The 21,568-nt window shown below is 69.6% G+C and carries 21 protein-coding genes; 6 read left to right on the plus strand and 15 right to left on the minus strand.

The window, feature by feature from the left end; genetic code table 11:
- The first annotated feature begins 85 nt into the window (after nucleotides 1-85).
- Nucleotides 86-1,027: a LysR substrate-binding domain-containing protein gene (locus ACFVV1_RS14190; protein ID WP_389989311.1), complete on the plus strand. Its 942-nt coding sequence runs from the start codon at nucleotides 86-88 to the stop codon at nucleotides 1,025-1,027.
- Here ACFVV1_RS14190 and ACFVV1_RS14195 read toward each other — a convergent pair.
- The 8 genes from ACFVV1_RS14195 to ACFVV1_RS14230 form a co-directional block, all read right to left on the minus strand.
- Complete coding sequence (locus tag ACFVV1_RS14195) at nucleotides 1,024-2,025, minus strand: amidohydrolase family protein (RefSeq protein ID WP_389989312.1); 1,002 nt, start codon at nucleotides 2,023-2,025, stop codon at nucleotides 1,024-1,026. The two genes, ACFVV1_RS14190 and ACFVV1_RS14195, sit on opposite strands and share 4 nt — an antisense overlap.
- Nucleotides 2,022-2,549, minus strand: coding sequence for a 3-hydroxyanthranilate 3,4-dioxygenase (locus ACFVV1_RS14200; RefSeq protein WP_389989314.1), 528 nt, complete (start codon nucleotides 2,547-2,549; stop codon nucleotides 2,022-2,024). The genes ACFVV1_RS14195 and ACFVV1_RS14200 overlap by 4 nt, the downstream gene beginning before the upstream one ends.
- Entirely contained in the window at nucleotides 2,546-3,001 is a 456-nt protein-coding gene (locus tag ACFVV1_RS14205) for a RidA family protein (RefSeq protein ID WP_389989316.1), read from the minus strand. Before ACFVV1_RS14205 ends, ACFVV1_RS14200 begins: the two co-directional genes overlap by 4 nt.
- Nucleotides 3,001-3,762, minus strand: a complete 762-nt coding sequence (locus ACFVV1_RS14210) for a 2-keto-4-pentenoate hydratase (protein ID WP_389989606.1) — start codon at nucleotides 3,760-3,762, stop codon at nucleotides 3,001-3,003. Before ACFVV1_RS14210 ends, ACFVV1_RS14205 begins: the two co-directional genes overlap by 1 nt.
- Nucleotides 3,762-4,793, minus strand: coding sequence for a 4-hydroxy-2-oxovalerate aldolase (gene dmpG, locus ACFVV1_RS14215; RefSeq protein WP_389989318.1), 1,032 nt, complete (start codon nucleotides 4,791-4,793; stop codon nucleotides 3,762-3,764). Before dmpG ends, ACFVV1_RS14210 begins: the two co-directional genes overlap by 1 nt.
- Nucleotides 4,790-5,716: an acetaldehyde dehydrogenase (acetylating) gene (locus tag ACFVV1_RS14220; RefSeq protein ID WP_389989608.1), complete on the minus strand. Its 927-nt coding sequence runs from the start codon at nucleotides 5,714-5,716 to the stop codon at nucleotides 4,790-4,792. The genes dmpG and ACFVV1_RS14220 overlap by 4 nt, the downstream gene beginning before the upstream one ends.
- A 68-nt stretch (nucleotides 5,717-5,784) precedes the next feature.
- The gene (locus ACFVV1_RS14225) at nucleotides 5,785-6,552 is read right to left on the minus strand and encodes a 2-keto-4-pentenoate hydratase (RefSeq protein WP_389989610.1); all 768 of its coding nucleotides are present in this window, start codon (nucleotides 6,550-6,552) and stop codon (nucleotides 5,785-5,787) included.
- A 44-nt stretch (nucleotides 6,553-6,596) separates the two neighbouring features.
- Nucleotides 6,597-8,072 carry a 2-hydroxymuconic semialdehyde dehydrogenase gene (locus tag ACFVV1_RS14230; RefSeq protein ID WP_389989320.1) on the minus strand — a complete coding sequence of 492 codons (1,476 nt, stop codon included), beginning with the start codon at nucleotides 8,070-8,072 and terminating at the stop codon, nucleotides 6,597-6,599.
- A gap of 267 nt (nucleotides 8,073-8,339) precedes the next feature.
- On the opposite strand from ACFVV1_RS14230, the gene ACFVV1_RS14235 reads away from it, so the two are divergent.
- Nucleotides 8,340-9,692 (plus strand): MFS transporter, encoded by a 1,353-nt coding sequence (locus ACFVV1_RS14235; RefSeq protein ID WP_389989322.1) that lies wholly within the window; start codon nucleotides 8,340-8,342, stop codon nucleotides 9,690-9,692.
- A complete protein-coding gene (locus ACFVV1_RS14240) occupies nucleotides 9,689-10,921 on the plus strand; it encodes a carboxylesterase family protein (RefSeq protein ID WP_389989324.1) in 1,233 nt (410 codons plus the stop codon). The genes ACFVV1_RS14235 and ACFVV1_RS14240 overlap by 4 nt, the downstream gene beginning before the upstream one ends.
- Before the next feature lie 22 nt (nucleotides 10,922-10,943).
- Here the strand turns inward: ACFVV1_RS14240 and ACFVV1_RS14245 are convergent, their stop codons facing one another.
- From ACFVV1_RS14245 to ACFVV1_RS14255, 3 genes are all read right to left on the minus strand, one after another.
- Entirely contained in the window at nucleotides 10,944-11,393 is a 450-nt protein-coding gene (locus tag ACFVV1_RS14245; protein WP_389989326.1) for an ASCH domain-containing protein, read from the minus strand.
- Between the two features lie 265 nt (nucleotides 11,394-11,658).
- Nucleotides 11,659-13,056, minus strand: a complete 1,398-nt coding sequence (locus ACFVV1_RS14250; RefSeq protein ID WP_389989328.1) for a gluconate:H+ symporter — start codon at nucleotides 13,054-13,056, stop codon at nucleotides 11,659-11,661.
- Between the two features lie 11 nt (nucleotides 13,057-13,067).
- A complete protein-coding gene (locus tag ACFVV1_RS14255) occupies nucleotides 13,068-13,577 on the minus strand; it encodes a gluconokinase (RefSeq protein WP_389989330.1) in 510 nt (169 codons plus the stop codon).
- A 144-nt stretch (nucleotides 13,578-13,721) separates the two neighbouring features.
- Here ACFVV1_RS14255 and ACFVV1_RS14260 point away from each other — a divergent pair, with 144 nt between their 5' ends.
- From ACFVV1_RS14260 to ACFVV1_RS14270, 3 genes are all read left to right on the plus strand, one after another.
- Nucleotides 13,722-14,423 carry a FadR/GntR family transcriptional regulator gene (locus ACFVV1_RS14260; RefSeq protein WP_389989332.1) on the plus strand — a complete coding sequence of 234 codons (702 nt, stop codon included), beginning with the start codon at nucleotides 13,722-13,724 and terminating at the stop codon, nucleotides 14,421-14,423.
- 373 nt (nucleotides 14,424-14,796) lie between these two features.
- Complete coding sequence (locus ACFVV1_RS14265; protein ID WP_389989334.1) at nucleotides 14,797-15,882, plus strand: S-(hydroxymethyl)mycothiol dehydrogenase; 1,086 nt, start codon at nucleotides 14,797-14,799, stop codon at nucleotides 15,880-15,882.
- Nucleotides 15,882-16,511 carry an MBL fold metallo-hydrolase gene (locus ACFVV1_RS14270; RefSeq protein WP_389989336.1) on the plus strand — a complete coding sequence of 210 codons (630 nt, stop codon included), beginning with the start codon at nucleotides 15,882-15,884 and terminating at the stop codon, nucleotides 16,509-16,511. The genes ACFVV1_RS14265 and ACFVV1_RS14270 overlap by 1 nt, the downstream gene beginning before the upstream one ends.
- Before the next feature lie 13 nt (nucleotides 16,512-16,524).
- On the opposite strand, the gene ACFVV1_RS14275 is transcribed toward ACFVV1_RS14270, so the two are convergent.
- The 4 genes from ACFVV1_RS14275 to ACFVV1_RS14290 all read right to left on the minus strand — a co-directional run bounded on the left by ACFVV1_RS14275 (nucleotide 16,525) and on the right by ACFVV1_RS14290 (nucleotide 21,531).
- Nucleotides 16,525-17,460: a pseudouridine synthase gene (locus ACFVV1_RS14275; protein WP_389989338.1), complete on the minus strand. Its 936-nt coding sequence runs from the start codon at nucleotides 17,458-17,460 to the stop codon at nucleotides 16,525-16,527.
- 337 nt (nucleotides 17,461-17,797) lie between these two features.
- Nucleotides 17,798-18,802, minus strand: a complete 1,005-nt coding sequence (locus ACFVV1_RS14280) for a beta-ketoacyl-ACP synthase III (RefSeq protein ID WP_389989340.1) — start codon at nucleotides 18,800-18,802, stop codon at nucleotides 17,798-17,800.
- Between the two features lie 194 nt (nucleotides 18,803-18,996).
- Complete coding sequence (locus tag ACFVV1_RS14285) at nucleotides 18,997-19,638, minus strand: hemerythrin domain-containing protein (protein WP_389989342.1); 642 nt, start codon at nucleotides 19,636-19,638, stop codon at nucleotides 18,997-18,999.
- A 45-nt stretch (nucleotides 19,639-19,683) separates the two neighbouring features.
- Nucleotides 19,684-21,531, minus strand: a complete 1,848-nt coding sequence (locus ACFVV1_RS14290; protein WP_389989344.1) for an acyl-CoA dehydrogenase — start codon at nucleotides 21,529-21,531, stop codon at nucleotides 19,684-19,686.
- Nucleotides 21,532-21,568 lie beyond the last annotated feature (37 nt).

Raw genomic sequence — 21,568 nt, forward strand, 5'->3', positions numbered from 1 at the left:
GCGGGCTCCCGGGCCGGTACGTGCGGCGGCCTCCCGGACCGGGCCCGTCCGGGGTGGCCGGACCGGCGCGGATAGAGTCGGCGGGGTGAAGATCCCACGTCTCCTCGACGGCCGGCTGAAGCTGCGCCACCTGGTCCTCGTCGACGCGCTCTCCCGGCAGGGAAGCGTCGTGGGTGCCGCCGCGGAGCTGCATGTCACCCAGCCGGCCGCCACCCGCAGCCTGCACGAGCTGGAGGACATCCTCGGCGTCCCGCTGTACGAGCGCGGGCCCCGGGGCGTCACCGCCACCGTCTTCGGCGAGGCCTTCACCGAGCACGCGCGAGCCGTGCTGGCCCAGCTGGCGCAGGCGGGCCGCCATGTGGTGGAGCTGGCCGACGCCGACCGCGGGACGGTCATCGTCGGCACCCACCTGGCCGGGTCCAATGTGCTCCTCCCGCGGGCCATCGCCGAGATCAAGAAGGAGCGCCCCTACCTGACGGTGATCGTCCGGGAGGCGTCGCCGGAAGCGCTGCTCCTGGAACTGGAGGCCGGCCGCATCGACTTCGTCGTCGGCAGGCTCACCGTCCCCTCCGACGAGCGGACCGTGCGCCGCAAGCTCTACGACGAGTCGGTCGAGCTCGTGGTCCGGGCCTCGCATGCACTCGCCCGGCAGTCCCCGGTGGAGCTCGCAGACCTGGCGGACTACCCCTGGATCCTGCCGGGGGCGGAGACCGCGCTGCGGCGGGAGATCGAGGAGTTCTTCGCCCGGCACGGGATGCCGCTGCCGATGAACCGGGTCGAGACGACCTCGTTCCTGACCGTCCGTCAACTCCTGCTGGAGACCGATGTCGTCGCGGCACTGCCCAGCCTGATCACCCGGGACGACACCCGGATCGCAAGGCTGGCGGTGCCGCTGGACCCGATCGGCCACAGCGTCGGGCTGACCCTGTCGGCCGCCCGCGCGCTGGGCCCGTCGGCACAGGCGCTGATCCGGAGCCTGGAGGACATCGCCGCGGGAATGGCCCCGAACACCACGGACCCGCTCTAGGATCCGGTCAGCCCCAGGAAGCGTTCCGCGTTGCCGTGAGTGATCAACTTCCGGCTGCGGTCGTCGAGGAAGGCACTCTTGTGGACCACCTCACCCACCGGCCGTTCCCCCAGCGGATACGGGTAGTCGCTGCCCACCATCACCCGGTCCGCGCCGAGGGTGTCGACCAGGAGCCGCAGGGCACGGTCGTCGAAGACGACCGAGTCGACGTAGAAACGGCCCAGATAGTGCGAGGGCGGGTGCTCAGAGGTGCCGATGACATCGTTCCTGCCGTGCCAGGCGTTCTCCATCCGGCCGAGCCAGAAGGCGAACGACCCGCCGCCGTGCGCGAAACAGATCTTCAGCCGGTCGTCGATCCGGTCGAAGACGCCGCCCAGGATCAGGGCGAGGATCGACAGATGGGTCTCGGCGGGCATGGCCGTGAGCCACTGCGCCATCCACCGGTCCAGTCGCGGTGAACTCGCCATGTCCCAGGGGTGCACGAACACCGGCACATCGAGCGAGGCGCAGTGCTGGAGAAAGGTCACGACGCCTTCGCTGTCCAGGTCGCGGTCACCGACATGGTTGCCGATCTCCACCCCCCGGTGCCCGTTGGCGATGCTCCGCTCCAACTCGCGGCAGGCCGCGTCGGGATCCTGCAGCGGCACCTGGCAGAACGGGATCAGCCGGTCCGGTGCCGGGGCGACGATCTCCAGCGCGAGGTCGTTGAAGATCCGCGAGACCTTCGCCGCCTCGGCGCCGCTGCGACCGTAGGTGAAGAACGCCGGGGTGGGGGAGACCACTTGGCGGTGCACACCGTCCGCGTCCATGTCCCGCAGCCGGGTTTCGGCGTCCCAGGCATCGGCCTGGATCCGCCGGAACTCCTTGGAACCCATCATGATCACGGCGTCGGACTCGGACTCGATCCGCAGCCAGGGAGCATCCGGTCCGGCCTCGGCCGTCAGATCCGGCCAGCCGCGCGGGACGTAATGCGTATGGATGTCGATCGTACGGTTCACGCTCGGCCCTTCCCGGGATGCAGCGCACCGCAGTCCGGACACGTACGTGCCTTCTCGTCCCCGTAGAACTCGGTGAAGACGGGCGGCAGATCCGCCACGATGTCCCGCACCTGGAGCTCGACCTCGTGGATCTTCGTGGCGCAGTCGGGGCAGTACCACTGGAACTTCTCCAGGGTGCCCTCCTCCCGGACCCGCTCGATGACCAGCCCGATCGAACCGGCGTCGGGCCGCTGCGGGGAGTGCGGCACATTGCCGGGCAGCAGCCAGGCCTCGCCCTGGCGGATGTGTACGGTCCGCGGCCCCTCCTCGGTCATGAGGTCGACGTGCATATCGCCCTTGACCTGGTAGAACCACTCCTCGTACGGGTCGAGGTGGAAGTCGGTCCGCTGGTTGGGACCGCCGACGACCTGGACGATGAAGTCCTGGCCCAGGGACATGGTGCGGTTGTTCACCGGCGGCTTGAGCAGGTGCTCGTGCTCGGTGATCCAGCCCTGGAAATCGATGACCGGGGGGATGGCGGTCATGAGGACACCTCCGTGCTGTGCGCTGTGTGTGACGGGCGGGGCCGCGACAGATGGGCGACGGCCTGGATCTCGATCAGCAGATGCGGATGCGGCAGCTGATGCACCGCGACGGTCGTCCGGGTCGGTCCCTGCTCGTCGAAGAACTCGCCGTAGACCTCGTTGTATCCGCCGAAGTCGTTCATGGACACCAGATAGGTGGTGATCTGCGCGATGTCGGAGAGCTCGGCACCCACCTCGGCGAGGATGTCCCGGATGTTCTCGATCACCGCCCGGGTCTGTGCCCGGATGTCCAGCACCGTGGTGCCGGACTCATCGGCCTCGACGCCCACGAACGTGTTGTCGGGCCTGCGCGAACTGGTGCCGGAGACGAACACCAGGTCCCCGACGACCTTCACATGCGGGAACCGCCCGCGCGGAGTGGCCTTGCCCTCGATCACCCGTGAACCGCTCATCAGTACCCCTTCACCGTGACGGATCCCAGGCCCGCCACCTCGCACTCCGTGAACCCGGGCACCAGCGGCACGGCCGCCGTGGCCGCCCCCGCGAGCACCACCTGGCCGGCCTTCAGCGGAATCCGGCGGCGCCGGCACATGTCCAGCAGTGCGTGGAGCGCGTGCACCGGGTCGCCGAGGATCGCGGCGGTCGAACCCACCGCTTCCGTCGCCGCGGTACGCAGCCGCACCGCACGGTTGGCGACGCTCTCCACGGGCCGCCACGGGCCGATCGCGTAACCGGCCGCGGAGGTGTTGTCCGCGACGACATCGGTGTACGTGAACCGGAAGTCCCGGTAACGCGAGTCGATGATCTCGATGGCCGGGGCCACCGCGTCCACACAGGACTCGATGCCCGTCAGCGGATCGTCCAGGTCCACGTCCCGGCACAGTCGGTAGGCGACCTCGGGCTCCGCCTTCGGATGGATGAAGCGCGACAGGTCGACCCCGTCGCCGTCCGCGATCCGCATCGAGTCGGTGAGCCGGCCCACGATCACGTCACAGACGCCCATCTGGGCCATCTTGGCCTTGCTGGTGAACCCCAGCTTCACACCCACGATCCGCTCGCCGCGCGCCACCCGCAGCGCCAGCAGCGCCGCCTGCACGGCATACGCGTCGTCGATGTCCAGCTCATGGCTGTCGGCGAGGCTCGGGGTGTCCTCGCGGGACGTCTGTGCCGTGTCCAGCCGCTGCGCCAGTACGCCGGTCAGTTCTGCCGAAATCACTTGTCGCTCCCTTCCGTCAGGGCCTCGCGCCGTGCGGCCAGGTCCAGTGCGATGTCCACGATCAGGTCCTCCTGGCCGCCCACCATCTGCCGCCGACCGACCTCCAGCAGGATCTTCCGGGTGTCGACGCCATAGCGCTGCGCCGCGCGTTCGGCGTGCAGCAGGAAGCTGGAGTAGACACCGGCGTAACCGAGGGTCAGGGTTTCCCGGTCCACCTGCACGGGCCGGTTGCGCAGCGGCCGGACGATGTCGTCGGCGGCGTCCTGGAGCGCGAACAGGTCGCAGCCGTGCTCCCAGCCCAGCAGGTCGGCGACGGCGACGAACGGCTCGGCCGGGCAGTTCCCGGCTCCGGCGCCCTGCCCCGCCAGCGCCACATCGACGCGGTACGCGCCGTGCTCCACGGCGGTCACGCTGTTGGCGACCGACAGTGAGAGGTTCTCGTGGGCGTGGATGCCGATCTCGGTGGACTCGTCCAGCACCTCGCGGTACGCGTCGACCCGGGCCGCGACATCACGCATCGTCAGACGCCCGCCGGAGTCGGTGACATAGACGCAGTGCGCCCCGTACGACTCCATCAGCTCGGCCTGCCGGGCAAGTCCTTCCGGGGAGTTGAGATGGCTCATCATCAGGAACCCCGAGACGTCCATCCCGTTCTCCCGCGCCCAGGAGATGTGCTGCGCGCCGACGTCGGCCTCGGTGCAGTGCGTCGCCACGCGCACGCTGCGCACCCCGAGCGCGTGGGCACGGCGCAGATGGTCGATGGTTCCGATGCCGGGCAGCAGCAGCGTGGTCAGCTTCGCGTGTTCGAGGACATCGGCCGCGGCCTCGATCCACTCCTCGTCGCTGTGCGCGCCGAACCCGTAGTTCGCGCTCGAACCGCCGAGCCCGTCTCCGTGCGCGACCTCGATCGCCGCGACCCCGGAGCGGTCGAGCGCGGAGACGATCCGGCGCACCTGGTCGACGGTGTACATGTGCCCCATCGCGTGCATGCCGTCCCGCAGGGTCACGTCCTGGACGTACAGCTTCATGCGGTCACCCATCCTCGGAGTGCGGCGATCTTCTCCGCGGTGCGGACCGCGGCGGAGGTCATGATGTCGAGATTGCCCGCGTAGTCGGGCAGGTAGTGGCCCGCGCCGAGCACCTCCAGGAACACCGAGATCCTGACCCCGGTGACCCGCCGCCCGAGCGCCGGTACGACGGTGTCCTCGACCGGGTCGAACTGCACGTCCTGCTTGAGCCGGTAGCCGGGCACGTACTCCCGTACGGACTGTGCCATCTGCTGGACGGAGGCCACGATCCGGTCCCGGTCGGCGCCGGACAGTTCGCCCTCGACGAGGCAGAAGACCGTGTCACGCATCGCGAGCGGGGGCTCCGCGGGGTTGAGCACGATGATGGCCTTGCCGACCTCGGCGCCGCCGACCAGCCGGATCGCCCTGCTCGTGGTCTCGGTGAACTCGTCGATATTGGCCCGGGTTCCGGGACCGGCCGACTTCGACGCGATGGAGGCGATGATCTCCCCGTACGCGACCGGAGCGATCCGGGAGATCGCGGCCACGACCGGAATGGTCGCCTGGCCGCCGCAGGTCACCATGTTGACGTCGGCCGCGGCCAGATGCTCGTCCAGATTGACCGACGGCACCACGAACGGCCCGAGAGCCGCGGGGGTGAGATCGATCATCAGCTTGCCGTGCTCCGCGGCGAGCTGCGCGTTGCGCACATGGGCTCTGGCCGAGGTCGCGTCGAAGATCACCTTCACCTCGGCGAACCCGGGCAGTGCGACCAGCCCTTCGATGCCGCGGTGCGTGGTGGGGACCCCCAGCCGGGCGGCGCGGGCCAGCCCGTCGGAGTCCGGGTCGATGCCCGCCATCGCGCCCATGCGCAGCGACTTCGAGAGCCGCAGCACCTTGATCATGAGGTCGGTTCCGATGTTGCCGGACCCGATGACGGCCACCGGAACGGCGCCGCCCGCGGTGACGGATCCGGTTTCGGTTTCGGTTGCTGTTTCGCTTGCGCGGGAAATCACTTGGTCTCCTCCTCGATGACTGCCTCGACCTCGCCGAGGCCGTCGAGCGCCAGCCGGTACCGGCCGGGACCGCCGATCGGCACCATCGGGCCGAGCGCCCCGGACATGACCACGTCCCCGGCCCGCAACGGCTGCTCCCGTGCGGCCAGTTCACGCGCCAGCCAGGCCACGGCGACGACCGGTGAGCCGAGACAGGCATGGCCGGCGCCGAAGGAGACCGGCTCGCCGTCCCGCTGGAGCACCATGCCGACCCGGGCGAGATCGAGCCCGCTCAGCGGATACGGCGTGGTGCCGAGCACGACCGCGCCGCTGGAGGCGTTGTCGGCGACGGTGTCGGTGATGGCCAGGTCCCAGCCGGTGATCCGTGAATCGACGATCTCGATGGCGGGCAGCACGAATTCGGTGGCCCGCAGCACATCGGCGACGCCCGCGCCGGGCCGGTCGATGTCCCGGCCGAGGACGAAGGCGATCTCGCCCTCCGCGCGCGGCTGAAGGAACCGGCTCAGCGGCAGCGACTCGCCGTGCGCGGACATCATGTCGTCGAAGAGCACCCCGAAGTCCGGCCGGAACACGCCGAACTGCTGCTGCACGGCAGGGGCGGTGAGGCCGATCTTGGCACCCACCACCCGGGCTCCGGCCGCGCTCCGGGCGGCGGCGAGACGCCGTTGGACCTCATAGGCGGCATCGATGTCGTCGCGGCCCAGGAACTCCCGGACGGGAGCGCACGGAGTGCCGGTGACGGCAGCGGCCGTCAGGCGTGCCATGGCCGCGTCGATCCGCGCGGAGAGATCGGGGTTGTCGTGATCGGTCACAGCTGTACGCACACATTCGTCGGTTCGGTGTAGAAGTGCAGGGAGGACGCGCCGCCCTCACGGCCGATGCCGGAGAGCCCGACACCGCCGAACGGGGAGCGCAGATCGCGCAGGAACCAGGTGTTGACCCAGGCCATCCCGACGTTCATCGACTGGGCCACCCGGTGGCCGCGACGCAGGTCATTGGTCCACACCGAGGCCGCGAGGCCGTACTCGGTGTCGTTGGCCAGAGCGATCGCCTCCGCCTCCGTGTCGAAGGGGATCAGGGCGGCCACCGGGCCGAAGATCTCCTCGCGAACGGGCCGGTCCGCGTTGGTCAGCCCGGTCCACAGCGTCGGCTCGATCCATGAGCCGCCCGCGAGTCCGGGGCCGAGCTGCGGTACGCCACCGCCGGTGAGCACCTCGGCCCCGGCCTGCTCGGCCAGTTCGAAGTAGCTCAGCACCTTGTTCCGGTGGGTCCGGGAGATCAGCGGTCCGGTGGTGGTCCGTTCGTCCGTCGGGTCGCCCAGCCGCAGTCCCCGGGCTCGCTCGGTAAGCCCTTCGGCGATGTCGGCGAAGACCGAACGCTGTACGTAGACCCGCTCGGTGCACAGGCAGACCTGACCGGTGTTGGTGAAGACCGACTTCGTCAGCCCGGTCAGCGCCTCGTCCAGGTCGACGTCGTCGAAGACGACGGCGGCGTTCTTCCCGCCGAGCTCGAACGACACCGGGCGGACCCGGGGCGCGACGGTCTTCATGACGTGCGAGCCGGTCGCGGACGAACCGGTGAAGGTCACCCCGTCGATCCCCGGGTGGGAGGTCACGTACTCACCGGCGGAGTCGCTGCCGAAGCCGTGGACGACGTTGTACACCCCTGCGGGGAGTCCCACCTCGGCGAGCACCTCGGCCAGCAGTGTGGCGGTGGCGGGGGTCTCCTCGCTGGGCTTCACGACCAGGGCGTTGCCGCAGGCCAGAGCCGGGGCGACCTTCCAGGTCAGCAGCAGGAGCGGCAGATTCCACGGGACGACGACCGCGACGACGCCGAGCGGCTTGCGCACCGCGTAGTTGAGCGCCTGCCGGCCGCCCGCCAGGTCGGTGAGGAAGGACTCCTGCCCGGCGGCGGCCACCACGTCCGCGAAGGCGCGGAAGTTCGACAGCGCACGCGCGACATCGAGCTCCCGGGCCTGGGTCACCGGCTTCCCGGTGTCCGCGATCTCCGCGGCGACGAACTCCTCGAAGCGCTCCTCGATCCGGGCTGCGGCACGCCGCAGCAGTGCCGCGCGCTCCCGTACCGGTGTCGTCGCCCATCCGTCGTGCAGGGCCCGCCGGGCCGCTGCCACGGCGCGGTCCACCAGCTCCCTGTCCGCCTCGTGCACCCGGGCGAACACCTGGCCGGTGGCGGGGTCGGTCTTGTCGAAGCTGCGGTTCTCGTCGGGCTCCACGAACTGCCCGGCCACGAAGTTGCGGATCCACCGCCCAGTCTCTGCCGTCATGCGTCCCACTCTGATCGGCACAGCCATGCCGGACAAATGCGATTCCTGCGCGGAGACATAACTGAACTGGCATACCTGGATGCCCGGGCATAGGATCGGCGCCCCTTCGGTATACCCGAATAGGTATGGCAGGTTCCCGATTCGGTATTTGTGTGTCATGTCTCAGGGCATCAGGATCCACGGTTAACGACGGGTGAAGCCCGGCCGTCGTAGCGGCTGTCCGGAGCGAACCGCCCACAGCCCGCCATCCAAGTGATAGGTCACCCCGTGAACACTTCACCTCACGAAGAACGCTCGGGCGGCGCCCGAGCCACTGCCGGAAGAACCGCCCTCGCCACGCTCGCAGGCACCACGCTGGAGTGGTACGACTTCTTTCTCTACGGCACGGCCGCGGCGCTCATCTTCAACCAGCAGTTCTTCCCCTCGCTCAGCCCCGCCGCGGGCACCCTCGCCGCGTTCAGCACCTTCGCCGTCGGATTCATCGCACGCCCGCTCGGCGGCCTGGTCTTCGGCCACTACGGAGACCGCATCGGCCGCAAGGCGGCGCTGGTGGTCTCCCTCGTCCTGATGGGGATCGGCTCCACCCTCATCGGCGCCATCCCCAGTTACGACTCCATCGGATTCTGGGCCCCGGTCCTCCTGGTCACCCTGCGCGTCGTCCAGGGCATCGGACTCGGCGGCGAGGGCGCCGGAGCCACCCTGATGTCGATGGAGCACGCACCGCCGGGCAAGAAGAACCTCTACGCAGGCTTCCCGCAGATGGGCACACCCGGCGGCCTGGTCCTGGCCAACGTCATCTTCCTGACCACCAACTCCGTCCTGGGCGACCACGCGTTCACCTCGTGGGGCTGGCGCATCCCGTTCCTGCTCAGCTTCGTACTGGTCGCCGTGGGGCTGGTGATCCGGCTGAGGGTGACCGAGTCGCCGTCCTTCGACCGCGTACGCGCCCAGGACGAAGTGGTCAGGTTCCCGCTGGGCGAATCCCTCAAGGTCGGCTTTCCCAGGCTCGCGCTGACCCTGCTCGCCGTCGTGGCGAACTCGGCCGTCGCCTACGTGTTCATGGTCTTCACCCTGTCCTACGGCTCCCAGCACCTCGACTACGGCAAACAGTTCCTCATCGTGAGCGTCACCGTCGCGGCGGCCCTGTGGTTCGTGACCATCCCGGTGTGGACACGGTTCGCCGACCGGCACGGCAGGCGCACCATGTTCATCGCCGGATCCGCCGCCGTCCTCGTGTGGTGTGTCGCCTTCTTCCCGCTGCTCAACACCGGCAAATCCGCCCTCGCCGTGGTGGCGCTGCTCGGCATGGGCCTCATCATCCCGGTCACCCACTGTGTGCAGGGCAGCATCATCGTCGACACCTTCCCCGTCAACGTCCGCTACTCGGGCTCCTCGGTGATCCTGCAGGGCGGTGCCATCCTCGGCGGCGGTCTCGCTCCCATGATCTCCACGGCGCTGCTCAATTCGGGCGGGTCGTCGACCGGGGTGACGTGGTACCTCGTCGGGATCTGTGCCGTCAGCCTGGCCGGCGCCGTCGCCCTGTTCCGCCTGGTGCCCGAAGGGGCGCCCGAACCGGTACCGGCGGCCCCGGTGGTATCGCTCTCGGGAGGCGGCGCGTGACCGGCTTTGCCGTGGTCCGGTCCGGCCCGGTCCGCTACGCCGTGGCCGAACGCTTCGCGCGGCCCCGCCCGGTGCACGGTCACGACGCCCGCCCGTCGAGCGGTGAGATCTGTCCGCAACTGCCGTCCAGGCTCGAAGCGGTGATGGGACCGCCGCTCGACCGGCACCCGCAGGGCGAGGACTGTCTGAACCTGACGGTCACCACACCCGCCCGCGACACCGCGGCGCGGCCGGTGATGGTCTGGTTCCACGGCGGCGGATTCAGCAGCGGCGCGGGCCTCATGGACTGGTACGACGGCGGCGCACTCGCCTACGAGGGCGATGTCGTCGTCGTGTCCGTCAACTACCGTCTGGGCGCGCTCGGATACCTCTGCCTCGACGGGCTCGCCGAGGGCAACCTCGGCCTGTACGACCAGCTCGAAGCGCTTCGCTGGGTGAACACGCACATCGCCGGGTACGGCGGCGATCCCGCCGATGTGACCGTCTTCGGGCAGTCCGCCGGCGCGCTTTCCATCCGGCTGCTGATGGGGCTGCCCGAAGCCCGGGGGCTGTTCCACCGCGCGATCCTGCAGAGCGCACCGCTGGCGATCACGGCCCGGTCCCGGGCCGACGCGGCCGCAGTCGGCCGGATCTTCACCGAACGGCTGGCGGTCCATGCCCCCGGAGCCGACCCGCGTACCGTCGCCCCCGCGGCCCTGCTCGCGGCCCAACGGGACACCGCTCTCGCCCACCGGGAACGCTCCGGCTCCCCCCTGGAACCGCCGTTCGGACCGGTCGAGACGGCCGATGCCGCCCTCGACACGCAGGTACGCGGCATGGACATCATGTACGGCTGGAATGCGGACGACATGTCCGCCTTCCTCGGGGAGAAGGGCGGGGCGGGGGAGAGCAGCGAACCGATCGGCCCGACCCGGCAGATGTACACCGAACCGCTCGCCGCCCTGGGCCAACGGCTCGTGCGGGCCGGTGCCCGGGTCCACGCCTACCGACTGGCCTGGCGCCCGGCAGGATCGGAGTTCGGCGCCACGCACTGTGTGGAACTGCCGCTGCTCCTGGGCTTCCGGGCCGCCTGGCGGCACTCCTCGATGCTGGGGGACACCCCGTGGGACGAGGTGGACGCTCTGGGCAGAGCGATGCGCGCCACCTGGACCGGCTTCGCCCGCACCGGTCGTCCCGGCACCGTCGCCCCGCCCCTGACCTGCCGCGAGATCCTCGCGTCGCAGCCGTAGGACACCGGCTGCCCGGCGCCGCCTACCGTTCCGCCGCGCCCACGACGGGATCCAGCAGCTCGACGACCCGGAACCGTTCGGCGACGACCATGGTGTCGTCGTCGACCGTGAACTCCGGGTCGCCGAGCGCCTCCCGCATCTCCTTGCTGTGCCAGAACTTCTCGTGCCCCGCACGCCACTCGGCCACCGATCTGTCCCCCTCGCCCTCGTCGATCGCATGCTGGAGATCGACGTCGCCGAGGCGCAGCACCCGTACCTCCGTCACCTCCAGCACCGCGATCTCCCGGCCGCCCGAGTTGATCAGCGCGGACCGCTCGCCCACCGGAGCCAGCTCCTCCTTCTCCGCCTCGTACTCCGCGAGCAGCCCGGTCGTCGACACCTTCACACCGGCGAGCACCGCCGCCACCAGGCGATCGCGCAGCGGACCGGGGAAGGCGAGCAGAAAGGGCTTGAGAGGTTCACGGTTCGCCATGGCGCCAAGTCTGGCATGGGCCGCCGGACGCCGCGCCGGTTCGGGCACCCGACCGGAGGCGGGCAGAAGGCTGGTCGGAGGCCGTCAACCAGCCGGATCACGAACGGAGTTGGCAGTGGGGCCGGGCAGGGTGTCCGCCGCACATGGCAAGGGCGCCCGCCGACCCGGAGGCATGCCGTGGCATGCGCACCGGGTCGGTCGGGCGCCATCGGGCACGGCCCCGGCTCGCGCCGCGGGGGGAGGGCCGTGCGGAGGGGGCCGCTCGCTAGAGGACCAGCGAGAGCAGCAGGATGAAGGCCAGCGAGACCACGGAGATGATGGTCTCCATCACCGACCAGGTCTTGAGCGTCTGACCGACGTTCATGCCGAAGTACTCCTTCACCAGCCAGAACCCGGCGTCATTGACGTGGCTGAAGAAGAGCGAACCCGCGCCGACGGCGAGGACCAGCAGCGCGGCGTGGGACGCCGACATGTCGGCGGCCAGCGGGGCGACCAGACCGGCCGCCGAAATGGTGGCCACGGTCGCCGAGCCGGTCGCGAGCCGGATCGCGACGGCGATCAGCCAGCCCAGCAGCAGCGCCGGGATCGACCAGTCCTTGGAGAAGTCCAGGATCATCTGGCCCACACCGGCGTCGATGAGGGTCTGCTTGAAACCGCCACCCGCACCCACGATCAGCAGCACACCCGCGATCGGGGCGAGGGACTTCTCGACGGTGGTGGAGAGCCGGCCCTTGGTGAAACCGGCCGCCCGGCCCAGCGTGAACATGCCGACTATGACGGCCGCGAGGAGCGCGATCAGCGGCGAGCCGATCACATCGGTGATCCGTTGGACGTGGTTCTCCGGGTTGTCCACGACGATGTCGACCAGGGCCTTGACGAGCATCAGCACGACGGGCAGCAGGATCGTCGCCAGGGTGGCGCCGAAGCTGGGACGCCGATCCAGCTCCTCCGACGGGCGCTGCGGAACCATCTTCTCCGGAGCCTTGATGTCCACCCAGCGCGCGGCGTAGCGGGAGAAGACCGGTCCGGCGATGATCACGGTCGGGATCGCGACCAGAACACCCAGCGCGAGCGTGACGCCGAGATTGGCGCCGAGGGCGTCGATCGCCACCAGCGGGCCGGGGTGCGGGGGAATCAGCCCGTGCATCACGGAGAGACCGGCCAGCGCCGGGATGCCGATCCGCATCAGGGAGTAGTTGCCGCGCTTGGCGACGAGCAGCACCACCGGGATCAGCAGCACGATCCCGACCTCGAAGAACAGCGGCAGACCGATGATCGAGGCGATCAGGACCATCGCCCACGGCATGGCCCGCCCGCTCGCCTTCGCCAGGATCGTGTCGACGATCTGGTCCGCGCCGCCGGAGTCGGCGAGCAGCTTGCCCAGAATGGCGCCGAGCGCGATGAGGACACCGACACCCGCGACGGTCGAGCCGAGGCCGGCGGTGAAGCTGGCGATCGTCTTCGCCGGTGCGGCACCGGCGAACGAGCCGAGCGCCAGCGAGCCGATGGTCAGCGCGAGGAACGCATGCATCTTGAACTTGGTGATGAGCAGAACGATGACGGCGATGCCCGCCAGTACGGCGATGCCCAACTGCGCGTTGCCTGCCGAAGTGATCGGTTCGACGGCGTCCGCTGCCAGCGTCTCGACGCTGAGACTGGTCACGGTGGTGATCCTTAGTTTTCGAGCCGGCGCAACGCGGCGACGGCTCGCTGGGTGATTTCTTCGGGGGTGCCGGACACATCGACCGAGACGCCGGCCTCGTCCTCCTGCAACGGCTGCAGGGTGGCGAACTGCGAGTCGAGCAGTGCGGTGGGCATGAAGTGGCCCTTGCGTTCCGCCATGCGCTTCTCGATCAGGGTCCGGTCGCCGGTCAGATGGAGGAAGACCGCGCCGGGGGCCTCGGCGCGCAGCCGGTCCCGGTAGACCCGCTTGAGCGCCGAGCTGCTCACCACCCCGCCGAGCCCCGCCCGGCCGTGTGCCCACCGGCCGATCGCATCGAGCCAGGGCCACCGGTCGGAGTCGTCCAGCGGGATACCGGCCGACATCTTGGCGATGTTCGCCGCGGGATGGAAGTCATCGCCCTCGGCGTACGGAACGCCGAGTTCGGCGGCGAGCAGGGGGCCGACCGTGGTCTTGCCGGTCCCTGCGACGCCCATCACCACGACGACGTGGGGGGTGCTCATTGGTGGTGCCTCGCTGTCTACTTCGACGTCTTCCTCGACATCGGTCCGTCGCGCTACTGAAACCTATACGTACGACTTATTCAAGATGTTGTGACGTAAACGTCGTACTTTTTGTTCCTGAAGTGAGCCCCGTAGGCTGTGCCCATGACCACACAGGGCCCTGGGCTGCATACACATGTGCTGGACACCCTGGGTCTGGAGATCGCCGCGGGGGAGCACCGGCCCGGACAGGTACTGCGTACCGACGAGCTGGCTCAGCGCTTCGACGTCTCGCGCACGGTCGTACGCGAAGTGATCCGCGTCCTCGAATCCATGCACCTGGTCGAGTCCCGCCGCCGCGTCGGCGTGACCGTACAGCCGACCGAGGCGTGGAACGTCTACGATCCGCAGGTCATCCGATGGCGGCTGGCCGGCGCCGACCGCCCGCGCCAGCTGCGCTCCCTGACCGTGCTGCGCTCGGCGATCGAACCGGTCGCGGCAGGCCTCGCCGCCCGCAACGCCACCCCGGAGCAGTGCTCGGCCCTCACCGAGTGCGCGCTCGGCATGGTCGCCACCTCGCGCGGCCAGCAGCTGGAGGGCTATCTGGAGCACGACATCGCGTTCCACCGGATCGTGCTCAACGCCTCCGGCAACGAGATGTTCGCGCGGCTCGGCGATGTCGTCGCCGAGGTCCTGGCGGGCCGCACCCATCACCAGGTCATGTTCGAGGACCCGGACCCGGCCGCGGTCACCCTCCACGTCCGGCTCGCCGAAGCGGTGCGCGAAGGCGACGCGGCGGCGGCGGAACGGCTGACGAAGGAGATCGCGGTGGGCGCCCTGCACGAACTGGACGTGCTCGCGCCCTGAGGCCACGTTGCGACCCGTGCGTGTTGAAAGCCGGAAGGCCCGGGTCGGCACCCCCGTCCTGACGCTCGCCGGCATCAGACCCGGCCGACGGACGCATCGGACGCGACGACCGCGGCGAGCCCACCGGCCTCTGCCGGTGGGCCATGGAACCCCTGCCCCGCAGGTATCGGTTCCGTGGTCCCTCTGTATCAAAGGACACCCTGGGAGCCGGTGCAGTTCAGCAGTTCGCCCCATCCGACCGAATCCGGTGCATTCCACCGGGTGGACGGCAGCCGTTTCCCGCCAACGCGGCGGGCCGCCGTGACACCCTCGTGGGGCGTACGGTTGTTCGTGTTCGATCTTCACCACATGACGGAAACAGGGAGACCAGGGTATGTCGCAGCAGGTGCAAGGGGTCATCGCACCGGGGAAGAACGAGCCGGTACGGGTCGAGACGATCGTCATCCCGGACCCGGGCCCCGGCGAGGCCGTGGTGAAGATCCAGGCGTGCGGCGTCTGTCACACCGATCTGCACTACAAGCAGGGCGGCATCAACGACGAGTTCCCGTTCCTGCTCGGCCATGAGGCCTCGGGCGTGGTGGAGTCCGTCGGCGAGGGCGTCACAGACGTCGCGCCCGGCGACTTCGTCATCCTCAACTGGCGTGCCGTGTGCGGACAGTGCCGTGCGTGTCTGCGCGGACGCCCCTGGTACTGCTTCAACACCCACAACGCGAAGCAGAAGATGACACTGCTCGACGGCACGGAGCTGTCGCCGGCGCTCGGCATCGGCGCGTTCGCCGAGAAGACCCTGGTCGCCGCGGGCCAGTGCACCAAGGTCGACCCCGAGGTCTCACCGGCCGTCGCGGGGCTCCTCGGCTGCGGCGTGATGGCGGGCATCGGCGCCGCCATCAACACCGGACAGGTCGGCCGCGGCGACTCGGTCGCCGTGATCGGCTGCGGCGGCGTCGGCGACGCGGCGATCGCGGGCGCCCGGCTGGCCGGCGCGGCGAAGATCATCGCCGTGGACATCGACGACCGCAAGCTGGAGACGGCGAAGACGATGGGCGCCACGCACACCGTCAACTCCCGCTCCGCCGACCCGGTCGAGGCGATCCGCTCCCTGACCGACGGCAACGGCGCGGACGTCGTCATCGAGGCGGTCGGCCGCCCGGAGACGTACCAGCAGGCCTTCTACGCCCGCGACCTCGCGGGCACCGTCGTCCTGGTCGGCGTCCCCACCCCGGAGATGCGGCTGGAGCTGCCGCTCATCGACGTCTTCGGCCGCGGCGGCTCGCTCAAGTCCTCCTGGTACGGCGACTGCCTGCCCTCGCGCGACTTCCCGATGCTCATCGACCTGCACCAGCAGGGCCGGATCGACCTCGGCGCGTTCGTCACCGAGACCATCGGACTCGGTGACATCGAGCAGGCCTTCGCCCGGATGCATGAAGGCGACGTGCTGCGCTCGGTGGTGGTCCTCTGATGGCCGTCCGCATCGACCACCTCGTCACCTCCGGCACCTTCGCCCTCGACGGCGGGGAGTGGGACGTCGACAACAATGTCTGGATCGTCGGCGACGACACCGAGGCGATCGTCATCGACGCCGCCCATGACGCCGCCGCCATCGAGGCCGCGCTGAACGGCCGTACGCTGCGCGCCATCGTCTGCACGCACGCGCACAACGACCACATCGACGCGGCCCCGGCCCTCGCCGCCACCACCGGTGCGCCGATCCTGCTCCACCCCGACGACCTGCCGCTGTGGAAGCAGACCCACCCGGACCGCGCCCCGGACGGCGAACTGGCCGACGGCCAGGAGCTGGAGATCGCCGGGACGACGCTCCAGGTCCTGCACACCCCCGGGCATGCCCCCGGCGCCGTCTGTCTGTACGCCCCCGAGCTGTCCACCGTCTTCACGGGCGACACGCTCTTCCAGGGCGGACCCGGCGCCACCGGACGGTCCTTCTCCCACTTCCCGACGATCGTCGCGTCGATCAGGGACCGGCTGCTCGCCCTGGCGCCGGAGACCACCGTCCGCACCGGACACGGTGACTCCACGACCATCGGCGCGGAGGCCCCGCACCTGGACGAATGGATCGCCCGCGGTCACTGACGACCGCGGCCGCTCACCGGTCCGGCCACGCGGCGAGCCGCAGCCCGCTCTCGAAGCGGCGCGGCCCGCCCGTGACCGGATCGGTGAACTCCAGTACCCGGGCGAGGAGTTGGAGCGGGTACGACCAGTCGTCGGCCGCACCCTCCGGCCGGACCACCGGGTAGACCGGGTCGTGGACGAGCGGCAGCCCCAGGCTGTTCATGTGGACCCGCAGCTGATGGGTGCGCCCGGTGGCGGGCAGCAGCCGGTACCGGCCGAGCCCCGCCCGGTGTTCCAGGAGCTCGATCCGGCTCTCACTGTTCGGCTCGCCCGGCTCCTCGCGGGCGGCGATGACCCCGCGCTCCTTCACGATGCGACTGCGTACGGTCCGCGGAAAGGCCGGGCCGGGATCGTACGGTGCCACCGCCTCGTACTCCTTGCGCACCAGACGGTCCCGGAACAGCGTCTGGTACGCGCCCCGCTCCTCGGGCCGCACGACGAACAGGACGAGGCCCGCGGTCAGCCGGTCCAGCCGGTGCGCGGGCTGCAGTCCGGGCAGGTCCAGCTCGCGGCGCAGCCGGGCCACGGCCGTCTCGGTGACGTGCCGGCCGCGCGGTGTCGTCGCGAGAAAGTGCGGCTTGTCGGCGACGACGAGGTGCTCGTCGCGGTGGACGACACCGACCGGGAACGGCACCGGTTCCTCCGGCGCGAAATCCCGGTGGAACCAGATGTACCGGCCCGCCGCGTACGGCTCGTCGGCGGAGACCGGGCCCGCTACGGAGACGAACCGGCCCTCGGCGAACATGGCGTCCACCCGCGCCGCCCCGATCGCCCCGGCGAACCGCGCCAGCAGATGATCGCGGACCGTCGCCCACCGCCCGTCCGGATCCTCCGGGAGCCGCAGCCGCACCGGATCGATCCCGTCCCGCTGCGGCAGCGGCGCCGACGGGGGCTTCGCGCGCCCCCTCATCGGGGCGCGCCGGCCGGTACGACGGTGAACATGGTGCGGGCTCCTCGTATCGTCTCCCGGGGTGTCCGCACAGTATCGCCCGCACCGCCCGCCGGGGCCCCGGGTCCGTACGACCAACGCGTCCTCGCCCACCTCGACCGCGCCGATCCGGTGCCGCATCCGGTGCAGCCCCACGGATTTCCCGCGGAGCAGGTCAGGGGTGCCGCGTCCGGTAGGGGGTCGTCGGTGTCCAGCCATACGTCGTGAACCCCGCCCGGACCACCATTTCGGACCTGGCGCCGCAGGTCGGCTCCGCGCCGAATCCGGCAACAAGGTCCTACAGGCCGCGCGGACGGCGTCACGGCAAGTTGGCGACGACCGCAGCGTAGGAGAGACCCGCCCCGTAGCCGAGGAGCAGTGCCGATTGCCCCGGCTGGGACTGCCCCGAGGCGCGGAGGGCGTCCATGGCGAGCGGAATGGACGCGCCCGACGTGTTGCCCGCGGTGACGATGTCCTTGGCCACGGTGACGCTCTCGGGGAGGCCGATGCGTTTCGCCATCGCGTCGATGATGCGGACGTTCGCCTGATGGGGAAGGAACACGTCGAGGTCCGACGGCGTGATCCCCGCCGCGTCCAGTGCCTTCTGGGCGGCCTTGGACATTTCGTAGACGGCCCACCGGAAGACTCGCTGCCCTTCCTGACGCATCCAAGGAAACTCGTGGTCCGGGGTGTCCTTGAGTACGTTCCACGCGGCGGTCTGCTCGATCGCGTCCGCCTGGGAGCCGTCCGCTCCCCAGACCGCGGGGCCGATGCCCGGAACCGAGGACGGCCCGATCACCACCGCACCCGCACCGTCCCCGAAGATGAAGGCGGTTGACCGGTCCTTGAGGTTCAGCAGGTCGGTCATGCGCTCCACGCCGACGACCAGGACATGACCGCCGCGGGCGCGGACGGCGTCCGAGGCGAGAACGACACCGTGCACGAATCCCGCGCACCCGGCCGACAGATCGAAGGCTGCCGCACGTGTGGCGCCGATACGGTGCGCGATCTGCGTGGCGACCGCGGGCGTCTGCTTGAGATGGGTGAAGGTGGCGGCGATGACGCAGGAAACGTCCTTCGGGGTGATTCCCGCCGCCGCGACCGCCTTGGCCGAGGCATCCTCGGCCATCACCGCGAGAGTCTCACCGGGGCCGGCCCAGCGCCGCGTCACGATCCCCGTCCTCGCGCGAATCCATTCGTCCGACGAATCGATGAACCGGCACGCCTCGTCATTGTCGACGATCCGGTGGGGCCGATAGGCGCCTACGCCCATGATGCGCGCGAACCGTGCCCCCTGCGACGTGATGAGCTGTACTGGCTTCATGTCTGCTGCCCCCTGAGTCTTATCGGCCGGCTCGTCGTGCCGTGCTGAGTGGACCGAGCGATTTCCGAGCGATCTCCGAGTAACTGCCGGGCGAGCTCGGGATGATTGAGGAACGAGAGATCACGGTCGCCCTGAGGGCGTCCGTGTGGCCCAGCGGATCACAGGGCCACACCGGCACTACTCGCCTGGTTCTGTCAGTAGTTCTCTCCGAAGGCCGCCCGCTGTGTCTTCTCCAGCCAGCCGCGGAACAGTCTCGCTACCGGCGCCGCGGGCACCCCCGTCCGCTCGTCCGGTCCTGCCACGGACGACAACCAGGCCGGCATGAAGCGCAGCGTCCATCCGGGAGCGGTCTTGCGCATATGGACGGTGAAGCCTTTCCAGAGCTTGGCGTTGAGAGCCGGCGCGAGTCGTTCCAGCAGCTCCCGCTCCTCGTCCCCGGCGTGCGTGGCGAGGTGGTCGCGTACCTCCGCCGTGCGGGCGGCCAGCTCGGCGGCGGCTCCGGCGTCCGTGCCGAGGCGTTTGCTCACCTCGTGCCAGGTATGGAGCACCTTCGACAGTTCCTCGTGCTCGTTGGTCATCAGGGTCAACGCCTCGTTGTTCGCGCCGAGGTCACGCAGCCGGGGCCACAGGAATTCGTCCTCGCCCTCGTGGTGGTGCTCGATCAGCTGGAAGAGCTTGTCCACGTACTCCTTGAGCGCGCCGGCGCGCGCGTCGTCGGGCGCCGTGGACAACTGCTCGGCGGTGAGGGCGATACGGCCCAGGTCGCGCACCATGGCGCGATGGGCCAGGAGCATGGTCTGATGCCCGCCGGGCAGGGAGTCGAATGGCCTGTTCATGAGGGCTCCTTGAAGATCGGGATTCAGTGGTCGGCGGTGCGGGAATCACCAGGACTCGTCAGGCATGCTCATCAGGACGGTGTCCGTGCGTTCTGCGATGGAGCGTTGTGCGGTCAGCAACGGAAGCACCTCCTGAGCGAAAAACCTTGCTGTAGCGATCTTGCCCGCATAGAAGGCCTGCTGAGCGTCGATCGCGCCATTTCCGTTCCGCCGATGAGCCGCCGGCTTCTGCTCGGCAACCCTGGCCTGCTTCAGCAGGAGCCAGCCGAGCAGGACGTCGCCCGCCGCCATGAGTAGCCTCGTCGTGTTGCGCCCCACCTCGTACAGCGCCCGCGGATTCCCGGGAGACACCAGCACGTGGGCGATCATCGTCTTTGCCATCAGCCGTAGTTGCGTCACGGCATCGGCCAATAGTGCGTGTTCCTCGGTGAGTTGTCCGCCGGTATAGCCGAGTGCGGCCTTCTCGACCTCGGCGAGAAGCGCGGAGAAGGTGCTTCCCTCGCTCCGGACAATCTTCCGGAAGAAGAGGTCAAGGCCCTGGATGGCCGTGGTGCCCTCGTACAGCGTGTCGATTTTTGTGTCTCGAATGTATCGCTCCAACGGCAGGTCTTTCGTATAGCCCGCGCCACCGAAGACCTGCAGCGCATGGTTGAGCTGGTCGCAGGCGCGTTCGGAGCTGTACCCCTTGACGATCGGCAGCAGCAGGTCGTTGAGCGCCTTGGCCTCCTCGTCCCGGACGCCCGCGGCCTCGGCCTGAGCGATCCGGTCCTGCACGGTGGCGGCGAACAGGACCAGTGCGCGCAGCCCTTCCGCGTATCCCTTCTGCAGCAGCAGGGAACGCCGCACGTCGGGGTGGCGGTTGATGGCGACCTTGGGCGCGGACTTGTCTCCGAAGGCCGTGAGGTCCGCGCCCTGGATCCGCACCTGCGCGTAGGCGGCGGCGTTGAGGTGTCCGGTGGACAGGGCGGCCGCGGACTTGGTCCCGACGATCATCCGGGCCTCTTCGATGATGTGGAACATCTGCCGAATGCCGTCATGGTCCTCGCCGAGCAGCAGGCCGACGGCGGGCTGCTCGGCACCGAAGGTGAGCTCGCACGTGGCGGAGGCCTTCAGGCCCATCTTTTCCTCAAGAGCGGTGGCGAATACGCCGTTACGGGACCCGAGCCGACCGGTGGTGAAGTCGGCCACCTGGAACTTTGGCACCAGAAAGAGCGAGAGACCCTTGGTGCCGGGCCCGTGTCCCTCAGGACGCGCCAGAACGAAGTGGACGATGTTCTCGGCGAGATCGTGCTCCCCGGACGTGATGAACCGCTTGACACCCTCGATGTGCCAGGTGCCGTCCTCCTGCCGTACGGCCCTGGTCCGGCACGCTCCTACGTCGCTGCCCGCCTCCGCCTCGGTGAGCACCATGGTGGCGCCCCACTGCCGCTCCACCATGACGCGGGCCAGCTGCCGCTGCCGATCTGTGCCGAGGCGCTGCAGGACCTTCGCGAAGCCCGCGAGGCCTTGGTAGAGGTAGAGCGAGGGATTGGCGCCGAGGGCCAGTTCGGCGACAGCCCAGTGCAGCGAGGGCGGGGTACCGGCACCCCCGAGGGACGGGGGCAGACCGAGCAGATGCCAGCCCGACTCCATCCAGGTGCAGTACGCCTGCTTGAAGGAGTCGGGGAGCGTGACCGACCGGTTCACCGGGTCGTACACCGGCGGGGTGCGGTCCGAATCGTCGCAGGAGTCCGCCAGTACGTGCACGGCAAGGCGCTCCACCTCGGCCAGAATGCCGCGCGCGGTGTCCTCGTCCGTCTGCGCGAAGGCATTCCGGCCGTACGTCTGCTCGCAGCCCAGAACTTCGAAGAGGTTGAACTCCAGATCCCGCAGATTCGACCTGTAGTGGCCCATGACCGGTGCTCCTTCTCCCTTGTTCCCTCTTGCCGTG

Origin of the sequence: Streptomyces sp. NPDC058092, assembly GCF_042884935.1 — a bacterium.
Classification (GTDB): Bacteria; Actinomycetota; Actinomycetes; order Streptomycetales; family Streptomycetaceae; genus Streptomyces.